Annotated in this window: 23 protein-coding genes and 1 pseudogene; 13 read left to right on the forward strand and 11 right to left on the reverse strand. The window is 66.3% G+C overall.

Annotated elements, in window-relative coordinates; translation table 11 throughout:
- Positions 1-185: 185 nt before the first annotated feature.
- The 4 genes from CFB34_RS13165 to CFB34_RS13180 form a co-directional block, all read right to left on the reverse strand.
- On the reverse strand, positions 186-854 hold the full coding sequence (locus tag CFB34_RS13165; RefSeq protein WP_089442111.1) for a prepilin-type N-terminal cleavage/methylation domain-containing protein: 669 nt from the start codon (positions 852-854) through the stop codon (positions 186-188).
- The gene (gene gspI, locus CFB34_RS13170) at positions 838-1,269 is read right to left on the reverse strand and encodes a type II secretion system minor pseudopilin GspI (RefSeq protein ID WP_039344174.1); all 432 of its coding nucleotides are present in this window, start codon (positions 1,267-1,269) and stop codon (positions 838-840) included. Before gspI ends, CFB34_RS13165 begins: the two co-directional genes overlap by 17 nt.
- Before the next feature lie 305 nt (positions 1,270-1,574).
- Positions 1,575-1,781 carry a hypothetical protein gene (locus CFB34_RS13175; protein WP_089442109.1) on the reverse strand — a complete coding sequence of 69 codons (207 nt, stop codon included), beginning with the start codon at positions 1,779-1,781 and terminating at the stop codon, positions 1,575-1,577.
- A gap of 339 nt (positions 1,782-2,120) precedes the next feature.
- Positions 2,121-2,726, reverse strand: a complete 606-nt coding sequence (locus tag CFB34_RS13180) for an alpha-ketoglutarate-dependent dioxygenase AlkB (RefSeq protein WP_242808606.1) — start codon at positions 2,724-2,726, stop codon at positions 2,121-2,123.
- A 105-nt stretch (positions 2,727-2,831) separates the two neighbouring features.
- Between CFB34_RS13180 and CFB34_RS13185 the strand changes: the two are divergent.
- A pseudogene (locus tag CFB34_RS13185) lies at positions 2,832-3,013 on the forward strand (nitroreductase family protein); the annotation flags it as partial.
- A 72-nt stretch (positions 3,014-3,085) separates the two neighbouring features.
- Here CFB34_RS13185 and CFB34_RS13190 read toward each other — a convergent pair.
- Positions 3,086-4,234, reverse strand: a complete 1,149-nt coding sequence (locus CFB34_RS13190; protein ID WP_089442107.1) for a metallophosphoesterase — start codon at positions 4,232-4,234, stop codon at positions 3,086-3,088.
- Between the two features lie 234 nt (positions 4,235-4,468).
- Here CFB34_RS13190 and CFB34_RS13195 point away from each other — a divergent pair, with 234 nt between their 5' ends.
- The 6 genes from CFB34_RS13195 (at position 4,469) to CFB34_RS13220 (ending at position 11,127) form a co-directional block, all read left to right on the forward strand.
- Positions 4,469-4,633, forward strand: coding sequence for a hypothetical protein (locus CFB34_RS13195; protein WP_179243742.1), 165 nt, complete (start codon positions 4,469-4,471; stop codon positions 4,631-4,633).
- A 443-nt stretch (positions 4,634-5,076) separates the two neighbouring features.
- Positions 5,077-5,370, forward strand: coding sequence for a hypothetical protein (locus tag CFB34_RS13200; protein WP_011354664.1), 294 nt, complete (start codon positions 5,077-5,079; stop codon positions 5,368-5,370).
- Complete coding sequence (gene mdtN, locus CFB34_RS13205; RefSeq protein WP_089442106.1) at positions 5,367-6,416, forward strand: multidrug transporter subunit MdtN; 1,050 nt, start codon at positions 5,367-5,369, stop codon at positions 6,414-6,416. Before CFB34_RS13200 ends, mdtN begins: the two co-directional genes overlap by 4 nt.
- Positions 6,397-8,583, forward strand: coding sequence for an FUSC family protein (locus tag CFB34_RS13210; protein WP_242808607.1), 2,187 nt, complete (start codon positions 6,397-6,399; stop codon positions 8,581-8,583). Before mdtN ends, CFB34_RS13210 begins: the two co-directional genes overlap by 20 nt.
- The gene (locus tag CFB34_RS13215; protein WP_089442104.1) at positions 8,570-10,114 is read left to right on the forward strand and encodes a TolC family protein; all 1,545 of its coding nucleotides are present in this window, start codon (positions 8,570-8,572) and stop codon (positions 10,112-10,114) included. Before CFB34_RS13210 ends, CFB34_RS13215 begins: the two co-directional genes overlap by 14 nt.
- Before the next feature lie 305 nt (positions 10,115-10,419).
- A complete protein-coding gene (locus tag CFB34_RS13220; RefSeq protein WP_011354660.1) occupies positions 10,420-11,127 on the forward strand; it encodes an MgtC/SapB family protein in 708 nt (235 codons plus the stop codon).
- A gap of 46 nt (positions 11,128-11,173) precedes the next feature.
- Here the strand turns inward: CFB34_RS13220 and CFB34_RS13225 are convergent, their stop codons facing one another.
- Positions 11,174-11,893: an autoinducer binding domain-containing protein gene (locus CFB34_RS13225; protein WP_089442103.1), complete on the reverse strand. Its 720-nt coding sequence runs from the start codon at positions 11,891-11,893 to the stop codon at positions 11,174-11,176.
- A gap of 72 nt (positions 11,894-11,965) precedes the next feature.
- Here CFB34_RS13225 and CFB34_RS13230 point away from each other — a divergent pair, with 72 nt between their 5' ends.
- From CFB34_RS13230 to CFB34_RS13240, 3 genes are all read left to right on the forward strand, one after another.
- Positions 11,966-12,409: a DUF4902 domain-containing protein gene (locus CFB34_RS13230; protein WP_089442102.1), complete on the forward strand. Its 444-nt coding sequence runs from the start codon at positions 11,966-11,968 to the stop codon at positions 12,407-12,409.
- A 214-nt stretch (positions 12,410-12,623) separates the two neighbouring features.
- On the forward strand, positions 12,624-13,232 hold the full coding sequence (locus CFB34_RS13235) for an acyl-homoserine-lactone synthase (protein ID WP_089442101.1): 609 nt from the start codon (positions 12,624-12,626) through the stop codon (positions 13,230-13,232).
- 51 nt (positions 13,233-13,283) lie between these two features.
- Positions 13,284-14,048 carry a hypothetical protein gene (locus CFB34_RS13240; RefSeq protein WP_089442100.1) on the forward strand — a complete coding sequence of 255 codons (765 nt, stop codon included), beginning with the start codon at positions 13,284-13,286 and terminating at the stop codon, positions 14,046-14,048.
- A 172-nt stretch (positions 14,049-14,220) separates the two neighbouring features.
- On the opposite strand, the gene CFB34_RS13245 is transcribed toward CFB34_RS13240, so the two are convergent.
- The gene (locus CFB34_RS13245) at positions 14,221-14,511 is read right to left on the reverse strand and encodes a hypothetical protein (RefSeq protein ID WP_089442099.1); all 291 of its coding nucleotides are present in this window, start codon (positions 14,509-14,511) and stop codon (positions 14,221-14,223) included.
- A 295-nt stretch (positions 14,512-14,806) separates the two neighbouring features.
- Between CFB34_RS13245 and CFB34_RS13250 the strand changes: the two genes are divergently transcribed.
- Positions 14,807-15,193 (forward strand): VOC family protein, encoded by a 387-nt coding sequence (locus tag CFB34_RS13250; protein ID WP_089442098.1) that lies wholly within the window; start codon positions 14,807-14,809, stop codon positions 15,191-15,193.
- Positions 15,194-15,214: 21 nt separating this feature from the next.
- Here CFB34_RS13250 and CFB34_RS13255 read toward each other — a convergent pair whose 3' ends face one another.
- Complete coding sequence (locus CFB34_RS13255) at positions 15,215-15,781, reverse strand: GNAT family N-acetyltransferase (protein WP_089442097.1); 567 nt, start codon at positions 15,779-15,781, stop codon at positions 15,215-15,217.
- A 162-nt stretch (positions 15,782-15,943) separates the two neighbouring features.
- Positions 15,944-16,594 carry a GTP cyclohydrolase II gene (gene ribA / locus CFB34_RS13260; protein ID WP_071332315.1) on the reverse strand — a complete coding sequence of 217 codons (651 nt, stop codon included), beginning with the start codon at positions 16,592-16,594 and terminating at the stop codon, positions 15,944-15,946.
- Between the two features lie 177 nt (positions 16,595-16,771).
- Here ribA and CFB34_RS13265 point away from each other — a divergent pair, with 177 nt between their 5' ends.
- On the forward strand, positions 16,772-17,233 hold the full coding sequence (locus CFB34_RS13265) for a CBS domain-containing protein (RefSeq protein ID WP_069252006.1): 462 nt from the start codon (positions 16,772-16,774) through the stop codon (positions 17,231-17,233).
- A gap of 153 nt (positions 17,234-17,386) precedes the next feature.
- On the opposite strand, the gene CFB34_RS13270 is transcribed toward CFB34_RS13265, so the two are convergent.
- Positions 17,387-17,716 carry a DUF4148 domain-containing protein gene (locus CFB34_RS13270; protein WP_089442096.1) on the reverse strand — a complete coding sequence of 110 codons (330 nt, stop codon included), beginning with the start codon at positions 17,714-17,716 and terminating at the stop codon, positions 17,387-17,389.
- 511 nt (positions 17,717-18,227) lie between these two features.
- On the opposite strand from CFB34_RS13270, the gene CFB34_RS13275 reads away from it, so the two are divergent.
- The gene (locus tag CFB34_RS13275) at positions 18,228-18,626 is read left to right on the forward strand and encodes a GreA/GreB family elongation factor (RefSeq protein ID WP_089442095.1); all 399 of its coding nucleotides are present in this window, start codon (positions 18,228-18,230) and stop codon (positions 18,624-18,626) included.
- Between the two features lie 175 nt (positions 18,627-18,801).
- Here the strand turns inward: CFB34_RS13275 and CFB34_RS13280 are convergent, their stop codons facing one another.
- Complete coding sequence (locus CFB34_RS13280) at positions 18,802-19,920, reverse strand: porin (protein WP_089442094.1); 1,119 nt, start codon at positions 19,918-19,920, stop codon at positions 18,802-18,804.
- Positions 19,921-20,527: the final 607 nt, after the last annotated feature.

Below are 20,527 nucleotides of genomic sequence, written 5' to 3' on the forward strand. Positions count from 1 at the left end.
CGCCCCCTTCCCGTTTGCCGATGCCGCCGCTGAGCCGGTCGATGGAACCGGTCGCGTCGGTCATGCTCGTGACGAGACTAACGGACGGCCAATAACAGACGTATGACGAAAGTTACGGACCATTTTGCCCGGGGGACGGAACGGCTTTCGGGGCTTGGCCGCGTGCGCCGGACGGTAGCGCGCGCTCACTGGCCGATCGGAATCGTCCGCACGTATTCGACCGCCGGCGCGCCCATCGTCACCGAGAAGCGAACCCCGCGCGGCACCGGCACGCCGATCGACGTCGAGTTGCTGATGCCGTGCTGTGCGAGAAACTGCGCATAGGACTGTTCGATGGCGGCCTGGCTCGTCGTCCATCCGCCGGGCGGGATCCAAACGGAAAGCTGCATCGAGCGCGCATCATTGCTGACCACCACGCGCACGAACGCATCCATGTGATGCAGCGCGTCGTCGACCTCGGCCAGCGACGCGAGCGGCTGCGACGCGCTGCGCACGAGCTCGCGCCCCTCGAGCTGGTAGCGCACGACCTGCATCTGCGTCGGCCCGCCGCCGACGCCGAGATGGCGCACCATCACGAGTTCGCCCGGACGGATGAGCAGCGGCGGCCCGAACACTTCGTCAGGCGTGACGAGGTTCGTCAGGTCGAACTGCAACTGGGAGAAGTAGCGGCCGAGCAGACGCGTTTGCGCCAGATTCGACGCGATATCGTCGCGGCCGCGGATCGTCGCATCGAGGCCGCGCCACGACAGCAGCGCGATCACCGCGAGCAGCGCGATCGCGACCAGCATCTCGATCAGCGTGAAGCCGCGGGCACGGGCGCGCGCCGCCACGCGCGGGTCAGTGGCGCGCTTCATTCTGGATCACCGTGACGACTTCGGCGAGCACGTTGCGGCTCGACGCGGACGGATACACGCTCACCGTCACGCGACGCACGAGCGGGCTCGGCAGCGCGGCCACCGACTGGCGGCACACGAACCGGTAGCGCCCCTGCGGGCAGGCGAACGTGTTGGTGCCGACGGACGGCCAGGTCGATGCAATGCGGATCTCGCCGAGCGCGTTGTCGGCGCTCCATAACGCGAGCAGGCGCATGCGCGCCATGTCGGTATCGGACGCGAGCGCGCCGATCGCACGCATCACGGCGCCCAGCGCCACAGCGACGATCGCCAGCGCGATCAGCACCTCGATCAGCGTGAATCCCCGTTCCGGCGCCCGCGCCGTGCGCGATCCGCCGCGCGCATGGCGGTTGTAGTCGGTTCTGTCGTCGCACATGACCTGCGTTCGTGTCGATGGGTCGGCGTGCGGCGTCCGGCACTCCAATCGCGGCGCGAAGCCGCATCGCCGGCGCGACCGACGCCGTGCACGGACGTTAAGCGCGGCGTATGGCACACGCGTGTCGAATGGTACGGACCATTTGGCGCGGCGAGCTCGGGCGGACGGGCGCGCAAGCGCGCGGCACGCGCCATCGCGCAGAGCACGACAGGCGACGGAAAACGGAAAACGATCGGGAAGAGCCACCCGGCGCGGGCGGCAAGCGATGAAGACGATCCTCGGGCGGCGGGATCGACGCGACGGCGTCAGGCCGTCACGGCGGCGTCATACGCGGCGCGGGCAAGCTGGCCGGCGGCGTAGGCCTCGGCCTCGCCGCGAAAGCCGTCCCGGCTGAACGCAACGACTTTCACGCCAACGCCGGTCGCCCGCTTCACCGTCAGCGCCCATTGCCATCCGCTGTCTTGTTCAAAGACGTGCAGCGAGGGTTCGAAGGAAGGGTCGAATACGGTCACGCGTTTTGCTCCTGCCCCCTTGCGCACCGCATCGGCAACGCTTGGGGCATGTCGAAAGGATCGCGCCGGGATGCGACGCGCTTCTGCCATTCGACAGTCTAGTCAAGGTTTGTTGCGACGCACCATCAGAGGTTTCACTCATCTATCGGAACCGGGCGGTCGATCAAATTTCCTGAAACCCCATATGGCACGGGCCTCTGCGGCGATTCAGCACGCACGATTCAGCAGTCGTGCGGCAACGTGCCGCACACGCGACCGCTTGCCTGTATCGATCGCCCATGAATCGCAAAACGGGGCGAGCATCGCCCGACGATCCACGCACGTCGGCGATGGACGGGGTTACCGGCCCGCACCCGTCGGCATCACGCGCCGAAACGTCAGGTTCACGCGCTCGCCCTGCACGCCCGGCGCCTTCGGCACGCGATGCTGCCATTCGGCCTGAGTGCGCCCGCGCATCACGAGCAGGCTGCCATGCCCGAGGCGATACGCATGGATGACACCGGTCTTGCGATGGCGAAGGTCGAACACGCGCATCGCCCCGAGGCTCACCGATGCGATCACCGGCGCATCGCCCAGCTCGGGCTCGTTGTCCGCATGCCAGCCGAGGCTGTCCTGCCCGTTGCGGTAGCGGTTGAGCAGCACGCTGTTGAAGCGCACGCCGCACGTCGCCTCGACCGCGTGTTTCAGGTCGAGCACGGCCGGCGTCCACGGCGCCGGCACATTGCGGATCCCCGAATATACGTAGACGGCCTCCGGCTCGCCCTGCCATGCGGTCAGCCGCGGCAACGGAATGCGCCCGCGCGGCGTGCGGATCGTGTCCTGCTGCCACGCGACTTCCCCGATCAACGCGGCCAGCGCGCGATCGGCATCGGACGGCGCCAGCCAGTCCGGGTACCAGTCCACGTCGGGTGCGGGCGTGTCAGCGAAGAAATCGGGTGTCGACATGTCGGGAGAAACGGGCGAAGAATGGAGCGAACGAGGCATGCCTGCATACTAGCCAACGGCGTCGCGCACTGCCATGCGGTGTCATTCGCGGATAAGAGGTAGCCGCGCGCACCCGGCCTCGACGCGGGCCCGATGTTCGGCTTCGACGGCGCGAAGGTCGATGCCGCGTTCTTCGCGGCACCGCGATCAAACGCAACTTCCTCGTGAATCTCGGCTATGGCGACTCAGCCGGCCTGTTCCCGCGCAGCCCGCGCTTCGATTGCGACGATATCGCCCGCATCGAGTGATGGCCGCGGGCCAGGGCCGGTGCCGCCAATGACGGCCCGGCGCCGGTCTGTTCCAAACAGGGGGAACGTGCGCTACCCGCCGCGCGTCAGCCGGATCAGCGTGATCTCGGACGGCACGCCGAAACGGTTCGGCGGCCCCCAGTATCCGGTGCCGCGGCTCGTATAGAGCCACAGATTGCCGATGCGGCTCAGCCCGCCGATCACCGGCTGCTGCAGCCGCACGAACGGCGGCCAGGGCAGAAACTGGCCGCCGTGCGTATGCCCCGACAACTGCACGGTAAAGCCGGCGTGGTTCGCCGCTTCCGCGCTGCGCGGCTGGTGCGCGAGCAGGATCTTCGTACCGACGTCATGCGGCGCACCCGCCAGCGCCTGCACGGGATCGCTGCGATGAGCGGGATCGAACCCGCCCGCCGTGAAATCGGTGACGCCCGCGAGCACCGCGTGCGCACCGTCATGTTCGATGAGCACGTGCTCGTTGAGCAGCACCGTGAGCCCGATGCGCCGGAACTCGTCGATCCACGCATGCGCGCCCGCGTAATACTCGTGGTTGCCCGTCACCAGGAAGCTGCCGTGCCGCGACCGCATGCGGCCGAGCGGCGCCGTGTGGTCGCGCAGGCGCTTGACCGAGCCGTCGACCACATCGCCCGTCACGACGACGAGGTCGGCATCGAGCGCGTTGACCGCGCGCACGATCCGTTCGACGTAGGGCCGCTTGATCGTCGGCCCGACGTGGATGTCGGACAGCTGCACGATCGTCAGCCCGTCGAGCCCGGCCGGCAACCCCGCGACCGGGATCGACACGCGCTTGACCGCCGCCGTGCGGCGCGCACCGACGAACCCGATCACGGTGACGAACACCGCACCAGCCAGCACGCCGATCGCCGTGTCGGTCGCCGCGCCCGGCCACGCACCGTCGTGCCCGAGATGCCGCCATCCGGACACGCCGAGCAGCACGAATTCGCGGAGGAGCGTCAGCAGGAGCAGCGACGAGAAGAAGCCCATCACGAGCGAGCCGGCCCAGCCGGCCAGCGTCGCGGCCCAGCCTTCGTCGAAGCGGCGCGAGAACATGCCGACCGGGATCAGCACGACGAAGCTCGCCAGCACGAGCGCCGCGGTCGTGCGCGCGACCGGCGACGTGAATGCATCGGGAATGATTCGAATCCCGACGTACAGATGGAACAGCACGCCGATTGCAATGAACCGGACAAAGAAACTTCGCATGGAACGTTCACCTTCGTTGCGATACCGATACCGCTTCCGCGTTGCGTGTTGCACGCGGCCGTGAGGCTCCGTGCCGCGCGTCGCGCCATACGTACGATGGTACACAGATCGCGGCCGTGACGACCGGTCGCCGGCCAGGCTTCGAGGCCGCTGGGCGCACCGCTCGACCGCGCCTTCATCGGGCCGCCCGACGCGAGCGACGTCGACGCTTTCCCGAAGCCCGTCATTACCGACATGCAGCGCACGCTGCGCTTGCACATCCCGATCAGCCACGTCGAGAAGGGCGGCCGGATGATCGATGCGAACGTCCGCTCGCTGCCCGAAGGCACTGCGTGTCGCCGCGCTCGCAGGCGAGCAAACGAGCAGACAGCTCAGGCCAAACGCCCGCCGCAGATCTGAGGCGCCGATCACCACACGCTGCCGCGCTTCACACGCAATCCGGTCGACCCACTCGTCAACATTGCCCTCCATCCGTCGAATCGCCCCTATTCCCCTGCCTTCGGACGGCAATCGGCCTTTTCCGTCCCGATTCCGCGCTGTCGAGCCGACAAATCGACCGCCCTTCGTTCGTCTGACGATTCTTTACAGTCCGTTAGCAACCCTACACGAGTGCACGCTGGCAGAATCGCGACAGTCCGGTTTCGGTGGTCGAAACGCGATGCCGGACGTGTCGACGCGCCCCGCCGACCGGCACCCTCCTCCCCACGATGTACGGGGCGGGTGGCTGGCGGTCCGCATCGCGCTGATTTATTATCGGCTCCGTATCCCGGAATCGTCGTCGCGGCGGCGATTCGCATTGCGCCGCGCCCGGCATCCACCCCCAACGTCGAGCTCGTCACACCATGAGAAAAACAACGCCGCGCGCGCCCTTGCGCGTCGCCGCCGTCCTGGCGCCCGCCCTGCCGCTCGCGGGCTGCGCATCGCGCGGCGCACCGTCGTACGTCCTGTTCGGCGCGTATTTCCCGCTTTGGCTCGTCAGCGCGATCGTCGGCGTCATCGGCGCGATCGTCGCGCACCGCGTCTTCGTCGCGACCGGCTGGGCAGCCACGGTGCCCTACCAGCTGGCCGTCTGCACCGCGATCGGGCTCGTGGTCGCGGTGATCGTGTGGCTCACCGGCACGGGGCCGTTCGCATGAAGGCCGCCGGTATCGCCCGCCCCTCCGTCAAAGGCCGCGTGATCGCCCTGGCGATCGTCGCGCTCGGCATCGCGGCACTCGTGTACGCGTACCACCGCACGACGGCCTACCCGTCCACCGACGACGCGTCGATCGACGCGGACGTCGTGCACGTCGCGTCGCCGGTCGGCGGCCGCATCGTGCAACTCGCGGTACATGAAAACCAGCGCGTCGCGAAAGGCGACCTGCTGTACGTCATCGATCCGGTGCCGTACCGGCTGACGGTGGCGCAGGCGCAGGCCGACCTCGAACTCGCGCGCGCGTCGCTCGACACGCGCCGCCGTTCGCTGATCGGCGAGCGCTCGAACGCCGCCGTGGCCGCCGAGCAGGTGAAACGCGCGACGCAAAACGCCGACCTCGCGACCCGCGACGTGAACCGGCTCGCGCCGCTCGCCGCGCAAGGCTACGTCAGCGCGCAGCAGTTCGACCAGGCGAAGGTCCGCCAGCGCGACGCGGCCGTGTCGCTCGCGCAGGCACAGGAACAGCAGCGCGCGTCCGCGCAGACGATCGGCGACGACGCCGACGCGATCGCGACGCTGCATGCGCGCGAGGCCGCGCTGGCCCGCGCGCAGCATGCGCTCGAAGACACCGTCGTGCGTGCGCCGCACGACGGGCTCGTCACGGGCCTGAGCGTGCTCGCCGGCGAAACCCTTGCGCCGAACCAGTCGATCTTCACGCTGATCGACGCGAGCGAATGGTTCGCCGTCGGCAACTTCCGCGAGACGTCGCTGAGCCGCATCGAGGTCGGCGACTGCGCGACCGTCTATTCGATGATCGACCGCAGCCGCCCGCTGACGGGCAAGGTCGTCGGCGTCGGCGCAGGCATCGCCGACAGCGCCCGCATCAACCTGCCGCGCACGCTGCCGATCGTGCAGAACTCGGTGAACTGGGTACACGTCGCGCAGCGCTTCCCGGTGCGCGTGAAGCTCGACGAACCCGACGGCAAGCTCGTGCGCGTCGGCGCCAGCGCGATCGTCGAGGTCCGGCATGGCACTGCCTGCCGCTGAGGTTCGCTCGCCGGGCCCGCGCGAAGTCCTGCGACTGCTCGCGCCGTTTCCGGGGCGCACGTCGATTGCCGTGCGGGTTGCGCTGATCTGCGCGCTGACCGCGCTCGTGACGGCCGCCTACGGCACGCCCGAAGCCGCGCTGTCCGCGTACGTCGTGTTCTTCATGATCCGGGCCGACCGCGTGACGAGCGTCGTGCTGGCGGCCGCGCTGCTGGTGATCGTCACGATCGTGATCGGGCTCGTGCTCGGCATCGCGATCTTCAGCATCGACTATTCGATCCTGCGGGTCGCGTGCATGGCCGTGCTGTCGGTCGGCCTTCTCTATCTGACGTCGGCCAGCAAGCTGCGCCCGGTTGGCGCGATCCTCGCGATGATCGTCGGCTTCGGGCTCGACCAGCTCGGCCTCGCGCCGTTCGGCGAAGCTGCCACGCGCGCACTGCTGTACATCTGGCTGACGATCGCGATTCCGGTCGGGGTCGCGATCGTCGTCAACCTGCTGATCGCGCCGTCGCCGCGCAAGCTCGCGCACGCGCAACTCGCGAAGCGCTTGCGGCTCGCCGCGCAGCGGCTGCGCGGTGACGATGCCGCGCGCGACGCATTCAATGCCAGCCTGCACGAAGGCGACAAGCAGCTGCTCACGTGGCTCAAGCTGTCGAAACTCGAGGGCTCGTCGTCCGCCGCCGACTTCGCGGCGTTGCGGCAGGCCGTGGCGTCGAGCACCGCACTGCTCGTCGGCGTCGCGCTGGCTGATCGCGAACCGGATGCACGGCTGCCCGACGCATTTGCCATCCCGATTGCCGCGACGCTCGACGAGATGGCCGACGTCCTCGACCAGGGCGGCTACCCGGTCGACGTGACGCTCGCGCTCCCGCCGACCGACACGCTGCCGCCGCTCGCGCGGGTTGCTGCGACGGATCTCCAGGCTGCGATCACGCATTTCGCGGAACCGGCTGCGACGACCGATGTCGCTTCGCCGGCTTCGTCGGCTTCGTCGGCTTCGTCGGCTTCGTCGGCTTCGTCGGCTTCGTCGGCTTCGTCGGCTTCGTCGGCTTCGTCGGCTTCGTCGGCTTCGTCGGCTTCGTCGGCTTCGTCGGCTTCGTCGGCTTCGTCGGCTTCGTCGGCTTCGGCAACAGCCTCCAGCGCCCCCGAATCCGCTCCGCCCCCCACCCCGCGCGGCGGCTTCTTCCTGCCCGACGCGCCCACCAATCCCGACCACATCCGCTACGCGCTGAAGACGACCGCCGCGGCGATCTTCTGCTACCTGCTGTACTCACAGCTCGACTGGTCGGGCATCCATACCTGCGTCGTCACCTGCTACATCGTGTCGCTCGGCTCGACGGCCGAGACGGTCGAGAAGCTCACGCTGCGGATCTTCGGCTGCATCGTCGGCGCGCTGCTCGGCACGGCGGCACTGGTCTTCGTCGTGCCGTCGCTATCGTCGGTCGGCCACCTGATGGCGCTGGTGTTCGCCGGCGGGTGGCTCGCCGCGTGGGTCGCGTTCGGCTCGCCGCGCATCGCGTATGCCGGCTTCCAGATCGCGTTCGCGTTTTTCCTGTGTGTGATCCAGGGCGCCGGCCCCGGCTTCGACCTGACGATCGCGCGCGATCGCACGATCGGCATCCTGCTCGGCAACGTCGTCGTGTATCTCGTGTTCACGCGCATCTGGCCCGTCAGCATCGGCAAGCAGATCGACGCCGGGCTCGCCGCGCTGATCGACCAGTGGCGGCGCCTCGTGCAGGTCGCGCAGCCGGCCGAGCGGCGCGCGCTCGCGGCTGAGGCGTTCGCGCGCCACGGCGCGATCACGCAGGAGCTCGGGCTCGTCCACTACGAACCGTCGTGGGTACGGCCGGCCGCGTCGTGGCTCGCCAGCCGACGCCGTGCGCTCGCGGAACTCGGCGCGCTCGAAGGGCCGCTGTTCCTGCTCGCCGAACGCAAGCCCGGCGACGCAGCGATCGGCGCGCAGCTCGCCCGCGTGACCGAACCGCGCGACGACGCCGCCGCGCCTCATCGAGAACCCTCCGCGCCGCCGGCCACCCCGCCGCGCGCAGCCCCCACCGACCCCGCGCGCGACGCGCTGCTGAACCTGATCGACACGCGGCTCGCGCACATCGCCGATGCCGCCCGTCAAGCCACACCGAAGGAGCCTGTTCCCCATGCGCCTACCTGAACCGCCGGCCGCCTCGATCGCCGCCGCCGCCGTCGCGACCGCCGTCGCGCTGGCCGGCTGCGCGACGTCGTCGATCGATCTGGCGCCGGAGGCGTCCGACCGCCCGTGGCAGCCGCAAACGTCCGCCGCAGGCGATATCGTGCCGGGCCCGCCGCGCGCGTCCGCGCAAGGTTCGCACGACTACACGCTGCCCGCCTCGCCGGCGCTCGCGTCGGTCTCGCCGCCGGCCGCGCTCGATGCCGCGCACGCGTACACGCTGCCCGAGCTGATCGATCTCGCCGAATCGGCGAACCCGTTGACCCGTATCGCGTGGAACGACGCGCGCAACGCGGCGCTCGCGGTCGGCCTGGCCAAGACGGCCTACCTGCCGAAGCTGTCCGCGACGGCCATGGGCGGGTACCAGGCAAACCACGGGTCGACGTCGTCGTTCCTCGGCGACTCGTCGAGCAACTCCACCGTGCACGGCACCGTCTCGGCGCTGTCGCTGCAATGGCTGCTGTTCGATTTCGGCGGCCGCGCGGCGCGCGTCGAAGCGGCCGAACAGGCGTCGATCGCGTCGAACGTCGCGTTTACGGCCGTCCACCAGCAGGTGATCCACGACGTGACCGTCGCGTACTACCGCTACGAAGCCGCACGCTCGCGCGCGCTCAGCGCCCAGCAGGGCCTCGCGAACGCGGACGCGATCCTCGCGGCCTCCCGCGCGCGGCTCAAGCACGGCGTCGGCACGGTCGTCGAACTCGCGCAGGCGACGCAGAACCGCGCGCAGGCCAACCTCGCGCTCGTGCAGGCGAACGGCACGGAGAGCGACGGCTATCTCGCCCTCGTCTCCGCGCTCGGCATCTCGCCGCTGTCGAAGCCGACCGTCGCCGCGCTGCCGAAGCGGCCGCTGCCACCCTCGCTCGGCTCGTCGGTCGACGCGATCGTGTCGGACGCGATCGCGCGCCGGCCCGACCTGCAGGGCGCGTTCGCGCTCGAAAAGGCCAATCGCGCGAAGATCAAGGCCGCGGAAGCCGCGTTCATGCCGAAGATTTTCCTGTCCGCGTCGACGTCGTACGCGAGCGGCGGCACGTCCATCTCCACGCTGCCCGCGATCGGCGACCAGGCGCCGACCGTCAACCTGAACGGCAGCCGCTACGGCGGCGGCGTGTTCCTCGGCGTGACGATTCCGTTGTACGACGGCGGCCTGCGCTCGGCGGTGCTGATGCAGGCGCGCAACGACGCGGAAAGCGCCTCCGCGCGCCTCACGCGAACCAAGGAGGAAGCGGTCCGCCAGGTGGTCGCCGCGCAGAACGCGGTACAGACGAGCCTGGCGTCGCACGACGCCGCACAGGCGCTCGTCGACGCCGCGCAGACGAGTTACGACGCGGCGCTGACCGCGTACCGGAACGGCGTCGGTTCGGTCACCGATGCGACGATCGCGCAAAGCCAGTTGCTCGCCGCCCGCAACGCGGAGGTCGACAGCTATGCCGGTGCGCTGTCGGCCGCTGCCGCGCTCGCGCTTGCGACGGGAACGATCGGCTCGGCGCAATAGCGCGGCCGCCGCGAGGCGGTTGACGCATGCGCTCGCCGCCTACTAGAATGCCGCCCATTCTTCCTTCAGGAACCATCGTGGACAGTTGCAGCACTCCGTTGCGTGCGCCGCTTGCCGCCTGAACGCCTGTCCGACGCAGTTCTCCTGCCCGGCTCGCGTTCCGCGAGCCGCACGCCACCCGTTTCACACTGAATGACGCATTCGCGCGGTACAGTACCGCGCGATGACGGCTATCTTCGTGTCGCCCTCGGCCTTGCGCCGCCGCGACGCGAAACGGCACGCGCTCCTTGCACGGCAGGACAACCATGACTTTCGATTTCGCACTTCGTCTTTTCACCGCGTTCGCCTGCGGCGTCGCCATCGGCATCGAACGCCAGATGCGCCAGCGCACGGCCGGCCTGCGCACCATCACGCTCGTCGCGAGCGGCGCGTGCCTGTTCGTCACGCTCGGCGTGCTGACCGGCAACGGCGTCGCGGGCGTCACGCAGATCGCCGCCTACGTCGTGTCGGGCGTCGGCTTCCTCGGCGGCGGCGTGATCATGCGCGACAAGGGCTCGATCCAGGGCATCAATACCGCCGCGACGCTGTGGTGCTCGGCCGCCGTCGGCGTGCTGTCCGGTTCCGGTCATTACGTGCCGGCGCTCGCCGGCACCGGCGTCGTGCTGCTCACCAATACGCTGTTGCGCAGCGTCAGCCAGGCGATCAACGCGACGCCGGTATCGAACGCCGATCTCGTGCGCGAATACCAGATCACCGTGATCTGTCTGGCCTCCGATGAAGTGCACATCCGCACGCTGCTGTCGAACTCGATGTATGCGAAGCCGCTGTCGTTCCAGAGCCTCACGAGCGAGGACGTGCCCGACCAGCCGGACCGGCTGAAGGTGACCGCGACACTGAAGCTGCATCCGAAGGATCAGCAGAAGCTCGAGCAGATCGCGAGCCGGATGAGCATGGAGAAGAGCATTTCCAGCGTGAGCTGGACCGCGAAGGAAGCGGAGCCGATGATGGAGTGAGCGGGCGGGCGGCAGCCGCAGGTCGCGCTGCCGCCTTCACGCCCTGTCAGGGCGTCTCGATCAGCCCGGCCGAGATGGCCTTGACGACCGCCTGGACCTTGTTCGTCGCGCCCAGCTTCTCGAGGATGTTGTTGACGTGGAAGTTGACCGTCCGCTCCGAGATGCTGAGGATCTGGCCGATTTCGCACGCGGTCTTGCCCTCGGCCGTCCAGCACAGCACCTCGCGCTCGCGCGCGGTCAGCGTGACGCCCGCCGCCGGCGCCAGCTTCGGCACCATGAAGCGGCTCATCAGCGAATGCGACAGGTTCGCGAGCCAGTTGGTCTGCAACGTCAGCATGTTGATCTCGGCCGGCGTCAGCCGGTCGGCATGGCGGGCGATGCTCAGCAGGCCGAACGCGCCGCGCGGCGCCCAGCTCGACTGCGCGACGCCCACCGACAACCCGCAATCACGTGCGTCCTGCCACAGCGGGCACGGCTCGATCTGGTCGACGTCCGGCCAGACGATCATGTTGGTGCTGAGCGCGCCGTCGCGAACCGTCGAGTCGATCTCGATGTAGTTCTGCGCCTGGTAGTGCGCCATCCAGCCGTCCGGATAGGTATCGAAGATCGCGACCGCGGGCTTCGAAACGGGCAGCGGGACACGAATGCCGTAACAGCAGTATTCGAATCCCAGCCGCTTGGAATAGGCGGCGATCCGCTGGAAGAGCTGCTGCTCGTCTTCCGCGGCGCTGAATTGTTGATAGGCATCCTGCCAGCGCAGTTCCATTCATTCTCCGACAACGTCACGCTGTCATACTTGTCAGGTTCCAGACCCGTTCGAGGCTGATACATTCCGCGCATGACTTCACCTTTGCTGCACTCGGTCCCCGGCCCGTCCCCGGACGGCTACGTACGCCTGTCAGAAAGCGCACTGGCCGTGCTTGCGCTCGACCATGTCGCAAGCGGCCTCGACGCATCGCTGCTCGAGGAATTGCGCGACAGCGCCATCGACGCACGCCTCGCCGGCTACACCGAATGGCATCGCCCGGCCAGTGCCGGCGTCGCTTACGTGACGATCGGCTGGGACTGGTACCTCGAACGCGCGACGGGCGCGTTCGTGATCGCGGGCGGCGACGTCCGCAGCAACGTGATGGTCACCGACGCCACGGGCGCCGACATCGGCATGCTCCGCACGGCCGCCGCGCTCGCCGCTCGGCTCGCGTGCACCGACTGGTCCGCCGCGGTCGCGTCGGCCCTGCTCGGGCACAACGACGCCTATCATGCCGGTCCGACGCTCCAGTGACAACTGGCTGCGCCTCTATTCCTCTGACTATTTCCGCCAAGCTGGCGCTCTTTATAAGCAAAAGCGCCACGGTTTTCAATCCCGTTGATCAAGAAACCGTTACCACGTCCTAAATGACGTCTTTCCGACGTCATCCTGTAAGAGTTACCAGTTACCGCCCCCTCGTGCTGCGCGATGTAATGCACGCATACAAAAGCACAGATCCGAGGACACCATGCGGACCTTCGTTCACGAGGAAGGGCGGTTGCCACACGAACTTGCGGCGGATCTCGGGCGCTATCGGCGCCGTGTGTTCGTCGAGCAGCTCGGCTGGGCACTCCCGTCGGCGAACGAAAGCTTCGAGCGCGACCAGTTCGATCGCGACGATACCGTGTACGTGTTCGCGCGGAACGCCGGCGGCGACATGTGCGGATGTGCGCGCCTGCTGCCGACGACGCGTCCGTATCTGCTGAAGTCGCTGTTCGCCGACCTGATCGCCGAAGACATGCCGTTGCCGCATTCGGCTGCCGTCTGGGAGTTGTCCCGGTTTGCGGCAACCGATGACGAAGGCGGGCCGGGCAATGCCGAATGGGCCGTGCGCCCGATGCTCGCGGCCGTCGTCGAATGCGCGGCACAGCTTGGCGCGCGGCAGTTGATCGGCGTGACGTTCGCGAGCATGGAGCGGCTGTTCCGCCGGATCGGCATACACGCGCACCGCGCCGGCCGGCCGAAACAGGTAGACGGACGTCTGGTGGTCGCATGTTGGATCGACATCGATCCGCAAACGTTTGCTGCGCTAGGAATCGAGCCGGGGCAGGCCGCCCGGCAAGCCATCGCCGCCTGAACCGGAACGCACGTTTCTGTCCGGGCGGTATCGTAACGAAGGAGAATCAACGTGGACCAGTCTCAGGTCTTTCGCGCGATGATGCCCGGGTTGACGAGCGCCAACGGCGCCCGCATCGCGGTCGCCTACCCGTCGTTTCCCCGGCCGCTGCCGCTCGTGCGGCTCGACCGTCGCGGGCTCGTGTTTCGTGCGGCCGGCGCCGCGCCGCTCGTCTGCGGGCTGCCGCGCGCGGCGACGCTGCTGGTCGCGGACGAGCCGCTCTGCTCGCTGCGCCTCGTGATCCGCGACATCGCGCCGGCCGGCGAAGGCCGGCATGACCTGACGATGCAGCCGTCCGGCGCCGCCGGCGACGAATTGCTGTGGCATGCGTTGCGTGATCGCGAGCCGTACCGCCAGATTCAGCAGCCGCTTGCGCCCGTCGACGCGTCCATCGCCACCGACGGCGACCCGCACGCGTCGGCCGGCGAAGCCGGGCCGCGCCCGTCGCGCAGCGCGGCCTTCCGGCTGCCGTGCCCCAGCGACGCGCTGTTCTTTGCCGACTGGCTCGAATATCACTTCGACGAACTGCGTGCGCTGTCGCAACAGCATGGGCCGCAACTGCAGCTCAACCAGCTCGAGCGGCAGGTGGCCGACGACGAGGTCGGCGTGCGCTTCGTCTACGACATCGATGGCCATGCGACGCGGCACGCGCTGACCGACTGCGCGCGCGAGGCCTGTGCATGGATCGAGACGGAGATGCGCGACAAGTACGCGCTACCGGTTGCGCAGGAGCGTTTCAGCGCGTTTGCGGCGCACGCGCGGGCAGGCGGCATGTGAGTGCGATGCAACACGAAGTTGTATCGATACAACTAGGGCTTGCCATGCCTCGGGTTTTCCCTTAAATTTACGTCTGTCTCCTCCATGTCTCCAAACATGGATTCAGCCCGCTCAATGTAGCGGGCTTTTTCTTGCCCGCGCGAATTACGGGGACAGACCATCTTCCGCTCGCTCAACCTCCCCGGCGCACACCAGACGGCCACGGCCAGAAGTGGTGCAGCGCAAATATCAGCACCACCACCCCGATCACGACCAGCAGCAGGTACAACCAGCCCTTTTTGGTCGTTGGCAGATCCGCCAGCGCGCTCACGTCGCCCGTCAGGGCCGCCAGCGCGACCATGCCGAGTCCGACCAGCACCATCGTTCCCTTGGCCACCCATCCAAAGGCTGTCTCCAACGCGCCCGCCCATCGCGACTGGCGATAAGGGCCGGTAACCGGCCGACGGAGATCGGGCTTACTCATTTGCGCCCTCTCGTATGGGATATGTGCATCCACTCATCGATCGACAGACTGAGGCGAAAACAGCACGTCGAAGGTTGTCCTGACAAGCACCGGATGCAACGGGTGCGCGCATTTGATCGGGAGCGTCATGTTTTTTCTTTCACGAGACGAGGGTCGACGGTTCGATTCGTTTGGCCGGAAGGAGCCCATATCGTTCGATACGATGGATCACGCCGAAACGCGCCTCGTTCGTCACACGCAATCCGGATCGGCCGGCTTATCATTGACCGGCCCGCCACTCGCCCCCGAGGCCATCTTGCACGCCCATCTGCGCATTGCCCGCCCGGTCAGCAACCTCGCCCGCACCGAGCGCATGTATCGCGACGCTCTCGAACTCTCCGTTCTTGCGCGCTTTGAAGATCACGACGGGTTTTCCGGCGTGATGCTCGGGCGCGACGGCCTCGACTATCACTTCGAATTCACGTACTGCCCCGACCACCCGATCGCGCCGTCACCGACGCCCGAAGACCTGATCGTGTTCTACCTGCCCGATCGGCCGGAATGGGAAGCTGCATGCGCGCGCGCCACGGAGCATGGCTTCATGCCGGTGACGTCGTTCAATCCGTACTGGGAAATATCCGGCCAGACTTTCGAGGATGCCGACGGCTACCGGATCGTGCTGCAGAACGGCACGTGGCGCTGACAGGCGAACACGCGTGAATCGTTACGCGCCGGCCACGCCGGCGGTGCGGGCGACATACACGACGTGCCGACGCAGCGCATGCCCTTCCGGCAACGCAGGATGGTCGAAATCGTGCGCGGGCTGACGCTGCATGCCGAGCCGCTGCATCACGTGCCGTGATCGCAGGTTGGTGTCGGCCGTCCACGCGAAGATCTCGCCGAGCCCGATCCGGTCGAACCCGTCGGCCAATGCGGCGGCGGCCGCTTCGACAACGTAGCCATGCACCCAGGCGTGACGCGCCTGCCGCCACACGATCTCGACGCACGGTGCCATCGGATGCGTTGCACGCGCTTCGTGCGACAGGCCGCACACCCCGATCAGCATCGCGTCGGCGCGGCGCTCGATGGCCCACGGGCCGAAACCGTGTGCATCGAAATGCGCGTCGAAGCGCGCGATGACGTCGCTCGCCTCGTCAACGGACATCGGGCCGCGCGCGAGCCATGCGGTCACGTCTGGATCCTCATGCATCGCCGATAGCGCACCCGCATCCGTCGGCCGCCAGCGACGCAGCGTCAAACGCTCGGTTTCGATCTTCGACGGTGTGGGCATAGGGGGCGATGGATCGTTCTGGCGGCGTAACGCGAGCGCCGTCACACACTCGAAAGCGGAACGGACGGAAGAGAGACGGAGGGTAAATGGAAATCGTCACCATTGCCGGCGACGATCCAGGGAACAGATGACGAAAAACGGGCGCCGGCGCGCTCGCTGCGATTACTCGTTTTCCTCGAAGTAATGCCCAAACTTCGTCTGCTTCGTGCGGATATAACGCTCGTTTTCCTCTCGCACGGGCACCGCAAGCGCCACGCGTTCGCAAACCGGAATACCGTGCTTCGCGAGCGTATCGAACTTCGCCGGGTTGTTGCTCATCAGCCGCACCGACGTCACACCGAGGATCCGGAGAATCGCGGCAGCCGAGTCGTATTCACGAGCGTCATCGGGCAGGCCGAGGTCGAGGTTTGCCTCGACGGTGTCGCGCCCCTGCTCCTGCAGCGCATACGCGCGGATCTTGTTGCTCAGGCCGATCCCGCGCCCTTCATGGCCGCGCAGATACAGCAGCACGCCGCGGTCTTCCGCCGCGATGTAACGCAACGCGAGATCGAGCTGCTCGCCGCAGTCGCAGCGGTACGAGCCGAATACATCGCCGGTCAGGCACTCGGAATGAAGGCGCGTCAGCACGGACTGCTCGCCGGCCACGTCGCCCATCACGAGCGCGAGATGTTCGGCATCGCTGCCCGATACGCGAAACGCGTATGACTTGAACGTACCGTAGCGCGTAGGCAGCGACGCGGTGGCGACGAGTGTCACGCATTCGTCGGCCTGGTCGTTGCCCGGCGTGGGCGATTGGGGACGCGAAGACATCATGAATTCAATCGAAACGTTCAGGAATGTAGGAGTTGTGTGGATAGTGCGTGACCGGAGTTTACCGCTAATCTGGAATCGTCACGCGACTGCCGCCACCTGCGCGGCTATACTGGGCTCATCGGGTGACAAGCATCACACCCTGCCTGCCCAGCATCGACCTGCACACGGAGAAAGCGAATGAGTACGACTGTCGCGCAACTTCTCAAGGCCAAGCCGGATTCGGGCCGCACCATCTACACCGTCACGAAGAGCGACCTCGTCTACGACGCCATCAAGCTGATGGCCGAAAAAGGCATCGGCGCGCTCCTGGTCGTGGACGGCGACGACATCGCGGGCATCGTCACCGAGCGTGACTACGCGCGCAAGGTGGTCCTGCAGGACCGCTCGTCGAAAGCCACCCGCGTCGAGGAAATCATGACGGCGAAGGTGCGCTACGTCGAACCGTCGCAATCCACCGACGAGTGCATGGCGCTGATGACCGAGCACCGGATGCGCCACCTGCCCGTCCTCGACGGCGGCAAGCTGGTCGGCCTCATCTCGATCGGCGACCTCGTCAAGAGCGTAATTGCCGATCAGCAGTTCACGATCAGCCAGCTCGAACACTATATCCACGGCACGCCCGCGGTCACGTCCGCCTGACCCGCCCAGCAAAAAAGGCCCAAACGCGCGAGCGTCTGGGCGGAAAGCCGCCGGAATGCGGCGACGGAGGTTCTGCTCCTGCGGGCGAATGACGCGCACAACGGATGCGCGTCTCGTCAATTAAGCGGTGCGCTCGGGCAGACCCGGGGACGTTCAGTTGCCGAAATAGACCGAGTTCACGGGATTCGGTGCTTCGCGCGTCATGCGGCGGCCGGCTTGGCCTGCACCCGTCGCCACGGCACCGTAGCCGCTCGTATCGGCTTGCGCGAGCGTCGGCTGGTTCGGTTGAATGCGTTGTTCAGCGGCCTGGATGTTGTCCGGATATTGCGAATCGCTCGCGAGCGGCTTGTAGCCGTTCTGTTCGAGTTGCACGAGCTCGGCCTTGACCTGGTCGCGCGTCAGCCCCTGCTCGGACTGTGCAAACGACGCGATCGGGGCGGCAAGGACGGATGCGGCGATAGCTGCGTAGATGACCGACTTCATGATTTACCTCCGGTATATGTTCTCGTTTGGCGTCGCCTCGGCAGGACTGTCTGAAGCGATTGAATTCAGTGTAGTTCTCGCCAATCCAAGGGGAAAACCTTAGTTTGAACATACAGCGTTGCGATTTTGACAAAAATCACTCGCACATCCCGGACGATATCGCGGCGACTTGCTTCACTCGCACAACAATCCCTGACAAAATGCCGACAACCGAATCACATATCCCGAAGGTTGTGTTGTAGAATCGTAAGGTTATATTCGCCTGTCGATCTTCCATCCACCATGTACGCGCTCACGCCCCTTTCGGTTTCGCCGTCCGGCCCGGCCGGCGTGTGCGCGCGCGCCGGTCATCCGGCGCATCCCCTCGCTCGACGCACGGCCCAGGCGCCGCTCGCCCCTGCCCGGCGCCTGATCTGACGGCTCGGTCTCCTCCCGGAGCCAGGTCAGACAGGCTCCGGGCGATCCCATAGGCACGCCACGCCTGCCCCTGCCGATCATTTGGAGAACTGCCATGAAACAACGCCTTTACCAGTTGACCGAACTCGACGTTGCTCGCCTAGAGAAGCACGCCGAACACAACCCGCGCTTCCAGACGATGCTCGATACGCTTCTCGAGCGCGCCGACATCGTCCAGGCCGATGCCATCAAGGCGAACGTCGTCACGATGAACTCGCAGATCACGCTGCTCGACGAAGCGACCCAGGAACAAGCCACCTGGACGATTGTTTATCCGGACGCCGCCAATCTCGAGCTCGGCCGCCTGAACGTCTTCTCGCCCGTCGGCATGGCATTGCTGGGCACCCAGCGCGGCCAGATGGTCAAGGTGATGCAGCCGAGCGGCGCCGAAAAGCAGATGAAGGTGGCCGCGATCGTGTTCCAGCCCGAAGCCAACGGCGAATACACGCGCTGAGCCCCCTGCCGTCGGCACCGCGCCGTAGCGGCGCACAGCAAAAAAGCGAGGCACCGGCCTCGCTTTTTTGCATCCGGACGACATGAATCGCCGACATCGCATTCCGCACACGAAAAAAAAGGCGCCCGAAGGCGCCTTTTTCGATGCTGCGTAGCGGGTTACCCCGCCGTCACGCTTAGAAGCGGTGACGCAGACCAACCGTTGCTGCGGTTTGGTTGATCGACGAGCTCGGCAGGTTGTCGCTGAAGTTGCTGCCGTTGTAGATCGATGCGCCGATGCCGTTCTTCGCTGCACGCTGGTACACAGCTTGTGCGTAGACGTCCGTGCGCTTCGACAGAGCGTAGTCAGCTTGCAGGCCGAACTGGTTCCAGTGCGTGCTGCCGTTGTTGATCTTCGCGTTCGTGTACGTGTAAGCAGCACCCAGGCCGAGAGCCGGCGTCAGGTTGTACTTTGCGTTGACTTCGTAGTTGTCGGTGCGCAGCGTGCCGACGCCAACTGCGTTGTTGTCGAGGCGAGCTTGCGTCCATGCAGCGCCGACTTGTGCCGGGCCGAATGCGTAGCCAGCAGCAGCACCGTACGTGCGGACGCGGCCTTGGCTAGCGATGCCACCGATTGCCGACGACGTTGCGCCGTTTGCGTTCGTACCGTCACCCAGGTTCGCTTGCGAGTATGCACCCGCCAGCTTCAGGCCTTGGAACTGGTATGCAACGCCTGCGCTGTACGCACGGTTGTTGCCGAAGTTCGTGTTGTTCGAGAACGAGTACGTGCCGCCGAATTGCAGGCCAGCGTAGTTAGCGCTCGTGAACTTGATCGTGTTGTTCTGAGCGACATCACCGTTCGTGCTCAGACGATCCAGGTTCAGCGGGTGCGCGAAGTACGTGCCGCCCCACGAGCCCGTTGCCGTCAGCGGCGCCAGGTAGTCTTGCGTTGCGTCATACTGCTTACCCAGCGTGACCGTGCCGTACTGGCTCGACAGGCCGACGAAAGCTTGGCGGTTGAACATGCCGTTGCTGTTCGCGAACTTGCCGTTACCGATGTTGAAGCCGCTTTCCAACGTGAAGATTGCCTTCAGGCCGCCACCCAGGTCTTCCGAGCCACGCAGGCCGAAACGGCTCTGGTCAATGCCCGAACCCATCGCCCAACGCGACTTGCCAGCTTGGCCGAGTGCCGGCTGGACGTTACTCGTGTAGGTGATGCCTGCGTCCAGCACGCCGTACAGCGTGACGCTGCTTTGTGCGTGAGCGACGGTAGCAAACGATGCTGCAGCTGCTGCAACGATCAGAGTCTTGTTCATTCGTGGAGCTCCCTTCTAAAAAGAGGCAGGTCTCGCGACCTTGTTCATAAACGGTCTGCAACCGCCCGGGAGCGCCATCGATCCTGCTGGCCGCGCCCGGATAGTTGCCCGTTTGGGAACCGTGAGTTTAGGGGTGTACCCTAGGGGAGCGATCCGCAAATAAAGAAATAAGCTTTTCCAGAACTAGAAATAATGAAAGTGGGGCCGAGTTATAAGTATTTGTTTTGACGTTTGTTTTTGACTTCTTGACGGAGGCTTTTTGGAGCCTTTCATCGCACCATTCTTACATGTCATCGTCTTGACGGTTGCATAGAAACAACAAACGAATTCGGCGCCACCCTCCGGAATCGGTAAATTTTACCCAATTTGATCTCGAATTTCTGGCCTCGGGCACCTAAAACGCATTCGTCGGCCAGTAAACAGGGCTCGACAATCGTTCAGCGGGTCACGTCCACCGGCAACATCCATATAGAAAGGCCGGCTTCCACCTGCCGACGGTTCACCCCACCTGCCGTGACACACGGTAACAGCGCTAACCGCTCGTGTAACCCGGCCGGCCGACTGGCAGGCTAATGTAAGGCAGCCTCGAATACAGAACAGGACACGC

The sequence above is a fragment of the Burkholderia sp. HI4860 genome, assembly GCF_002223045.2.
Taxonomy (GTDB): domain Bacteria; phylum Pseudomonadota; class Gammaproteobacteria; order Burkholderiales; family Burkholderiaceae; genus Burkholderia.

Excerpts from the sequence above, each read along its gene's own strand:
- CFB34_RS13165 (WP_089442111.1), bottom strand. The coding sequence starts at position 854 with ATGAAGCGCGCCACTGACCCGCGCGTGGCGGCGCGCGCCCGTGCCCGC.
- gspI (WP_039344174.1), bottom strand. The coding sequence starts at position 1,269 with ATGTGCGACGACAGAACCGACTACAACCGCCATGCGCGCGGCGGATCG.
- CFB34_RS13180 (WP_242808606.1), bottom strand. The coding sequence starts at position 2,726 with ATGTCGACACCCGATTTCTTCGCTGACACGCCCGCACCCGACGTGGAC.
- CFB34_RS13190 (WP_089442107.1), bottom strand. The coding sequence starts at position 4,234 with ATGCGAAGTTTCTTTGTCCGGTTCATTGCAATCGGCGTGCTGTTCCAT.
- CFB34_RS13195 (WP_179243742.1), top strand. The coding sequence starts at position 4,469 with ATGCAGCGCACGCTGCGCTTGCACATCCCGATCAGCCACGTCGAGAAG.
- CFB34_RS13200 (WP_011354664.1), top strand. The coding sequence starts at position 5,077 with ATGAGAAAAACAACGCCGCGCGCGCCCTTGCGCGTCGCCGCCGTCCTG.
- mdtN (WP_089442106.1), top strand. The coding sequence starts at position 5,367 with ATGAAGGCCGCCGGTATCGCCCGCCCCTCCGTCAAAGGCCGCGTGATC.
- CFB34_RS13210 (WP_242808607.1), top strand. The coding sequence starts at position 6,397 with ATGGCACTGCCTGCCGCTGAGGTTCGCTCGCCGGGCCCGCGCGAAGTC.
- CFB34_RS13215 (WP_089442104.1), top strand. The coding sequence starts at position 8,570 with ATGCGCCTACCTGAACCGCCGGCCGCCTCGATCGCCGCCGCCGCCGTC.
- CFB34_RS13220 (WP_011354660.1), top strand. The coding sequence starts at position 10,420 with ATGACTTTCGATTTCGCACTTCGTCTTTTCACCGCGTTCGCCTGCGGC.
- CFB34_RS13225 (WP_089442103.1), bottom strand. The coding sequence starts at position 11,893 with ATGGAACTGCGCTGGCAGGATGCCTATCAACAATTCAGCGCCGCGGAA.
- CFB34_RS13230 (WP_089442102.1), top strand. The coding sequence starts at position 11,966 with ATGACTTCACCTTTGCTGCACTCGGTCCCCGGCCCGTCCCCGGACGGC.
- CFB34_RS13235 (WP_089442101.1), top strand. The coding sequence starts at position 12,624 with ATGCGGACCTTCGTTCACGAGGAAGGGCGGTTGCCACACGAACTTGCG.
- CFB34_RS13245 (WP_089442099.1), bottom strand. The coding sequence starts at position 14,511 with ATGAGTAAGCCCGATCTCCGTCGGCCGGTTACCGGCCCTTATCGCCAG.
- CFB34_RS13255 (WP_089442097.1), bottom strand. The coding sequence starts at position 15,781 with ATGCCCACACCGTCGAAGATCGAAACCGAGCGTTTGACGCTGCGTCGC.
- ribA (WP_071332315.1), bottom strand. The coding sequence starts at position 16,594 with ATGATGTCTTCGCGTCCCCAATCGCCCACGCCGGGCAACGACCAGGCC.
- CFB34_RS13265 (WP_069252006.1), top strand. The coding sequence starts at position 16,772 with ATGAGTACGACTGTCGCGCAACTTCTCAAGGCCAAGCCGGATTCGGGC.
- CFB34_RS13270 (WP_089442096.1), bottom strand. The coding sequence starts at position 17,716 with ATGAAGTCGGTCATCTACGCAGCTATCGCCGCATCCGTCCTTGCCGCC.
- CFB34_RS13275 (WP_089442095.1), top strand. The coding sequence starts at position 18,228 with ATGAAACAACGCCTTTACCAGTTGACCGAACTCGACGTTGCTCGCCTA.
- CFB34_RS13280 (WP_089442094.1), bottom strand. The coding sequence starts at position 19,920 with ATGAACAAGACTCTGATCGTTGCAGCAGCTGCAGCATCGTTTGCTACC.